This window comes from Thermostichus sp. MS-CIW-30, from assembly GCF_054058015.1.
Map to the genome: position 1 here is coordinate 198,915 of NZ_JBSRZW010000001.1, position 6,339 is coordinate 205,253.

General features: G+C 58.8%; 5 protein-coding genes. 3 read left to right on the forward strand and 2 right to left on the reverse strand.

Going from position 1 to position 6,339, the window contains the following annotated elements:
* Nucleotides 1–595: 595 nt before the first annotated feature.
* Nucleotides 596–1,510 (reverse strand): hypothetical protein, encoded by a 915-nt coding sequence (locus tag ACVWXW_RS00935; protein WP_457402251.1) that lies wholly within the window; start codon nt 1,508–1,510, stop codon nt 596–598.
* 120 nt (nt 1,511–1,630) lie between these two features.
* Here ACVWXW_RS00935 and ACVWXW_RS00940 point away from each other — a divergent pair, with 120 nt between their 5' ends.
* A complete protein-coding gene (locus tag ACVWXW_RS00940; RefSeq protein ID WP_457395431.1) occupies nt 1,631–2,005 on the forward strand; it encodes a rhodanese-like domain-containing protein in 375 nt (124 codons plus the stop codon).
* A gap of 157 nt (nt 2,006–2,162) precedes the next feature.
* Nucleotides 2,163–3,965 (forward strand): aminopeptidase P family protein, encoded by a 1,803-nt coding sequence (locus ACVWXW_RS00945; RefSeq protein WP_457402253.1) that lies wholly within the window; start codon nt 2,163–2,165, stop codon nt 3,963–3,965.
* A 27-nt stretch (nt 3,966–3,992) separates the two neighbouring features.
* Here the strand turns inward: ACVWXW_RS00945 and rlmN are convergent, their stop codons facing one another.
* A complete protein-coding gene (gene rlmN / locus ACVWXW_RS00950; protein WP_457402254.1) occupies nt 3,993–5,051 on the reverse strand; it encodes a 23S rRNA (adenine(2503)-C(2))-methyltransferase RlmN in 1,059 nt (352 codons plus the stop codon).
* A gap of 416 nt (nt 5,052–5,467) precedes the next feature.
* On the opposite strand from rlmN, the gene ACVWXW_RS00955 reads away from it, so the two are divergent.
* Complete coding sequence (locus ACVWXW_RS00955) at nt 5,468–6,124, forward strand: CpcT/CpeT family chromophore lyase (protein ID WP_457402255.1); 657 nt, start codon at nt 5,468–5,470, stop codon at nt 6,122–6,124.
* Nucleotides 6,125–6,339: the final 215 nt, after the last annotated feature.

Below are 6,339 nucleotides of genomic sequence, written 5' to 3' on the forward strand. Positions count from 1 at the left end.
ACAAGAAAAGATTTGTGCTAGTCTCAGGGTGTCGTTTAGTAAGGGAGGTTCCTGCGGATGCCAGATAGTAGTAGTTGTAAGGGTCGTCAAGTTGGGTTCAGCCGGCTGTGCGCCGGGGCTGTTCTCTAACGGTCTGAACTTAGATCCTTCAGTCTGCTGAAGAGTCTTCACGTTCTGGCTCGCTTGGAGTTCCTCCCGGCAGTCAGGTTCCAGTTGAAGGCCCGCTAGACCGCTCTTTCCCTGACCGCCTGTTGTTGCCTTGGGGGTGGGAGAGAGCGGATAGTTTTGCAGATAGCTGTAGCGGGGCTTGGAATGGACGGGCGTCTAAAGATGTCAATGTTTCTTGAGGTTGGGTCCTTTCAAGACACCTCGACCCAACCTTTCGAGACCCCTCGGGATTGTTCGGTCAATTGCTGGCAGGAGTGGGGCGATCCACCACCGGAGCACCAAGGGAGTCGCCGCTATCGCAACCGCTCAAAAATAGGGCCAGCACCAGAAAGCAAACAAGCTGAGGGGCGCATAGTTTCCCATCTTAACAAGCTCAACTGCCTGTCCAGATTACCCCAGAGCCATTCCTCATCATCCTGAAGATTTCCTAAGGGACGGTGGGGATGGCCAGGGATCCCTCCAGAGCCAAGCGATCGCTGACGATAAGACGCCGACTCTCCAGCGTGATGCCGGTTTGGTTAACCAACATCACAGAAATCCACTCAGAACGGGGTTCTTGCGGAGCATCTGCCTGTAGGAAGATCCCTCCGGCCTGTAGAGGTTCGAGAGCAAACGAGGTCACCTCTGGGTAGCCCACCCCGGCAACGGGTTGTTCGGCAACGGCGCCCAACAACAAAGAGTGGGTGAGAGGCTCTGCCACAATCGCCTGCAGCGAATAGGTGGATCCCGGTTTGACCACCTCCGGCAGGTTCAAGGTGACGGTGGGAGGGGCAGATCCAGAGGTGAGGGTGCTGGCCTCCCGCAGCACTTCTTGGTCAATCAACAGCAGTTGTCCGGGATTGGCTGGATCCGGGCGATAGCGATTGCGCACCAGGGCAGAGGCTTCTACCTGAAAGTCCCCCCGCACCGAGGATTGGGATCCCTCTACTTGGCTGAGAATATCGGCAACAATCTCAGGGCCCACCTGCCGCCAGGAGAGGATCTGGGCCGAATAGGTGAGCTTGGGATGAGAGCTCCACAGCTTGCGGATGGCACCTTCCACCTCTTCCCGGTCCAGCCCATCTCGGTGGCGGAAGTCGGGGCTGTAGCCGGCCATCACCCCTGGCAAATCCCGCCGGTTGGCGGCGGCCACCTGCTGGCTTAGCCACTCCACCAGGGCGGCTGGCGGTGGGCTGGAAACTTGCCGCTGGATCCCACTTTCTAGGGGCATCGGGGCAGCTTGGGCCCAAGCCGAGGACTCCGTCCGGCTGACGTGACCGGCTGTCAATCCAAGGGGGATGCTCCAGCTCACGGCCAGAGCAAGGGGCCAAAGCAGTTGCGGAAAGTTAGATCGGGATTTCAAGCCATGGGCCTCCAGCCGGCAAATCTGGATCCCAGTCTAGCCTTAGGGCAGTTGGGATCCCAAAGTCCAGACCAGATAAGATCGATTGGAATAAGCTTTGGCTCATAGCGCCTGTTCTCCATGGCTCCCCAGCACTCTCCAGCTTTCTTGGCCCTGGTCAACGAGGCCAAAAGCCGCATCCAAGAACTGACAGTCGAGCAGGTCAGGCAAAAACAACTGCAAGGGGATCGCTTTTATTTTGTGGATGTGCGGGAAGAGTCGGAGTGGCAGGCTGGCCATGCTGCCGGAGCCATCCATTTGAGCAAAGGGATCATTGAGCGGGACATCGAGAAGGTGATCCCCGACAAAGAAGCGGAGATCGTCCTGTACTGCGGCGGCGGGTTTCGCTCCGCGTTGGCAGCCGATAATCTACAGAAAATGGGCTATCGTCGGGTGATCTCGATGGATGGGGGCATGCGGGCTTGGCGGGAAGCGGGTTTTCCTGAGGAGCGCTAGAGCTGGCGGATTTCTTCCCTCACCCATGGGAAGAGGGAGGTATTGGCTGCTATCTGGCTGCTATCTGAAATGGCCGACCACTGAAGGCGGGAAGTGGGGGCGGCCCAACCTTGTTTAGAATGGCGATAGCCTGGCCGTTTAGCTTTACCCCTCTGCCATGCTCCAAACCCTGCCCCGCCTGGATGTTGCTGCCCGTTTGCAGCAGTTGCGCCAGCTTCTGCGAGAACAAGATCTGGATGGCTTTTGGGTTCCCTCTGCTGATGAGCATCTCAATGAGTATTTGCCGGAACATCGCAAGCGGCGTCAGTGGATCACAGGCTTTACCGGCTCGGTGGGGGATGCCTTGATCACCCGGGACAGGGCTTGGCTGTGGGTAGATCCCCGCTATCACGAACAGGCGGAGCGGGAGGTGGATCCCAATCTATTGACAGTGATCAAAGGAGGTCTGCCGAATCAGCCCAGCCTGATGGAGATTGTGGAAGAGCTGGGATCCGGCTTTCGCCTGGGGGTGGATCCCTTTACGGTGGCGGTGGCCACCTATCGCCAGTTGCAGGCCCATGCCCAAGCGGGAGGGGTGCTCTTGATCCCGGTCATGGAAAACTTGGTGGATAAGCTGGCTCAGGGATCCGCTCCTGTCGCTCCCTTTGACCGGCCCATTGACTCGGTACCCACCCACCTAAGCGGGGCCACCCCTGCAGAAAAGCTGGCCCAAGTCCGGCAGGAGATGCGCCGCAAACGGGTGGGGCTGCTGCCCCTGACCAAATTGGATCAGGTGGCCTGGCTGTTTAACCTGCGGGGATCCGACATCCCCTACAACCCAGTGTTTTGGGCCTATGCTTTGGTCAGCCTAGATAGAGCGGCTCTATTCACAGATCTGGAGCGGCTCAGTCCCCCATCTCGGCAATTTCTGGCAGAAGCCGGGGTGGAACTCTGGCCCTACGAGACCTACAGCCAACAACTGCCCCAATGGGCCAAGAGCTATGCGCCGGTGGGCTTGGATCCCAAGCAGACCACCCAGGGCACTCAAGAGCTGCTGCAGGATGCGAGCTGCCGCGAGCTGGAGCACCCAGTAGAAGCCCTCAAGGCCGTGAAAAACCCCACCGAGCTGGAACAGATGCGCCTGGCCAACCGCAAAGCCAGCCGGGCCAAGATCCGTACCCTGGCCTGGATCGACCGGCAAATCCAACAGGGGATCCCCATCAGCGAAGCCGATGTGGCCGCCATCATGGAGGCCCATTACCGGGAGGAAGGGGAGTGGGTGGGCCTGAGCTTTAACACCATTGCCGGGGCAGGAGCCAACAGCTCCATCATCCACTACAGCACTCCGGATCCCCAAAAGCTGCTGCAGCCGGGCGAACTGTTTTTGTTGGACTCCGGATCCCACTACTTGGGGGGCACCACCGACGATACCCGCACCGTTTGGATTGGCTCGCAACCCGCGGATCCCTTGTGCAAGCGGCGCTATACCGAGGTGCTCAAGGCCCACATTCAATGCGCCCGCCAGATCTTCCCCCCCGACACCTATGGAGTCTCGTTGGATGGGATCGCCCGCTCTACCCTTTGGCAGGCCGGGCTGGATTACGGCCATGGCACCGGCCACGGTGTCGGCGCCTTTTTGAATGTCCACGAGGGGCCCAACGGGATCCACCGCCGCGCCAGCACCCCTCTCAAAGTGGGCATGATCAACAGCATCGAGCCGGGCTACTACCAGCCGGGATGGGGTGGGATCCGCCTGGAGAACCTCTACGAGGTGATTGCCATTCCCGAGCCGGAGGGCTGGATGGGCTTTCGCTCCCTGACTTGGATCCCTTTTGATGGGCGCTTGATCGATTGGGAACTGTTGAACGAGGCGCAGCGAGCCTGGCTGGACGAGTATCACCGGCAGGTTTACGTCATGCACCACGCCACCTTGCCAGAACAGGATGCCGCCTGGCTAAAATGCGCCTGCGGACTGAGCTGATGTACTCGCAAAAGCGTTGCGCGGCGATTACAAATCCCCTGGCAAAGAACGCAGGAAGGATCCCCGCAGTTGACCACATGCGGCATTGCCATCCAAGCCACGGGTTTGGCGCACAGTGGCCCGCACTTGGTGCTGTTCGAGCTGGCGGACGAACTCTCTGACCCGTGTCGGGTGGGGGCGTTGATAGTCAGCTTCAGAGATGGGGTTGTAAGGGATCAGGTTCACGTGCAGTTGCACCCCTGACCGGCTGGCCTGCTGCAGCAATTGCGCCAGTTGGCGGGCATGAATGGGCAGATCGTTGACCCCCGACAGCAGGGTATATTCAAAACTGACTCGCCGCCCGGTGCGCAGCATGTAGTCACGGCAATCCTGGATCAGAGCATCCAGAGGGTAGTGGGCTGCCGAGGGGATCAACTGCTGCCGCAGGTCTTGATTGGGGGCATGCAAGCTGACGGCCAGGGTAACTTGCAGATCCTGCTGCGCCAGCCAGGCAATTTGCCGGGGTACCCCCACCGTCGAGAGGGTGATATGCCGTTGGCCGATGCCGATATCTTGATTCAGGCTGCGGATGGCTTGTACCACCGTATCGCGGTTGAGCAGGGGTTCCCCCATGCCCATAAAGACCACATGGCTGACGCGACGGCCAAAATCTTCCTGCACCGTCAACACCTGATCCAGAATCTCGTGCAGCTCTAGGTTGCGCCGGTAGCCCATCTTGCCGGTGGCACAGAAATCGCAGGCCATCGGGCAGCCCACCTGAGAAGAGACGCAGACCGTCAGACGCTTGGCCGTTGGGATCCCTACCGTTTCGATCAACTGCCCATCCGCCAACCCCAGCAGAAACTTCACAGTACCATCGCGGGCCTCTGTCCGCTGCACAATGCGCGAGCGTCCCACTGGGTAGCTTTGCACCGCCTCTCGCCAAGCCCTAGGAAACACCGTCACCTGTTCCAGGGAGCGGATCCCTTTTTGGTAGATCCAAGCATGCAGTTGTTGCCCGCGATAGGCCGGCTGTCCTTGGGCAACCGCCCAGTCTTTCAGAGCAGACAAGGATTGCCCCAGCAGCGGAATGGGTAGGGCCGACATCAATACCATCTTAGACGAGATCTCAAGAGGCACAGGAGTCCGGCTCCTCTACTCTAGCCTGTCCCTGCAACCCAATCCCCTTCAAGAACTCCGTCCGAGTGGCGCGAACGGCCTCGTCGCCACAGGGTTGCGGTTCCCCTGCCCATGGCAACAACTCCGCCAGAGACAGGGCGGGTGACGGTAAGCAACAATGCTCTCTTAAATCCCTTAAATTCCCTTAAATCAAGTTGCCCAAGGGCTTTTCCACCCCGCACTCAAGTACAGGGCTACCAAGCTATTCCCTGGTGTAGTTTTGTAGAGTGTGTTATGGAGTGCGCCATCGGGACGGAGTCCCTGACAGTTGGACAAAGTCTGCAGGATCAGGAGCGCTCGATCTGAATCTTCTCGATTTCAATCCATTGAATCCATCTGAACCTATGTCTGTTTCCCCCCAACTGGCCCAACTGGCCACCTGGATGGCAGGGCACTTCAACAACCTGCAGCAGGCGCTCGCAGAGCCCGTCTGGTTTGCCAACATTCATGTGTACCAATGTCCCTTGCCTTGGTCGGTGTTGCAGGGGGTGGGGTTTTATGTGGAGCAACTGTACGACATTTATCCTGAGCAGCCTTACCGACAGCGGGTGATCCACCTCTTCGATACTCCAGATGGGATCCGGATTCAAAACTATGCTCTGACAGCTCCTGACTCCTACAGGTGCGCCGGTCGGGAGTTGTTGCTAAGCAACGCTTACGCGAAGGGGAAATTGGCCGGTCTGACAGCAGCGGAGTTGGAACTCTTGCCCGGCTGTGTCACCCAAGTGGAATGGACGGGATCCTGCTATCGGGGCCGCAGCCTGCCCGGCAAAGGCTGTATTGTTGAACGCAAAGGCAGAACCACCTATTTGTACAGCGAGTTTGAGATCGGAGCCGACTACTTTCACAGCTTGGATCAAGGTCGGGATCCGGAGACCGATCAAGTGATCTGGGGATCCCTATCCGGGCCTTTTCGGTTTGTCAAAAAGCAAGATTTTTCCCAGTACCTACCGCAGTGGGCTGAAGTGCTGAACCATGAGGCTGTTGGAGCAACTGGTTGAGCAGCTGCGGGCGCTGGGGATCCCGTTCGCGTCGTCAGCTAGAAATCGCAGGAGCCCCGCACTGTACCCGTAGGGTCAGTGTCGGGAGGAATGCGGAAGTTACGATAGAACCATGACCCGAGTCCTGACCGTCTCCTGTAAGCTCAAGGTGTCCCAGTCGCAGGCCGCAAAGTTGGACGCGACCTTGGATGCCTTTGTGCAGGCGTTGAACTGGG

Bases quoted from the DNA above. Each gene is read 5' to 3' on its own strand.
- ACVWXW_RS00940 (WP_457395431.1), top strand. From the start codon at position 1,631: ATGGCTCCCCAGCACTCTCCAGCTTTCTTGGCCCTGGTCAACGAGGCC.
- ACVWXW_RS00955 (WP_457402255.1), top strand. From the start codon at position 5,468: ATGTCTGTTTCCCCCCAACTGGCCCAACTGGCCACCTGGATGGCAGGG.
- ACVWXW_RS00945 (WP_457402253.1), top strand. From the start codon at position 2,163: ATGCTCCAAACCCTGCCCCGCCTGGATGTTGCTGCCCGTTTGCAGCAG.
- rlmN (WP_457402254.1), bottom strand. From the start codon at position 5,051: ATGTCGGCCCTACCCATTCCGCTGCTGGGGCAATCCTTGTCTGCTCTG.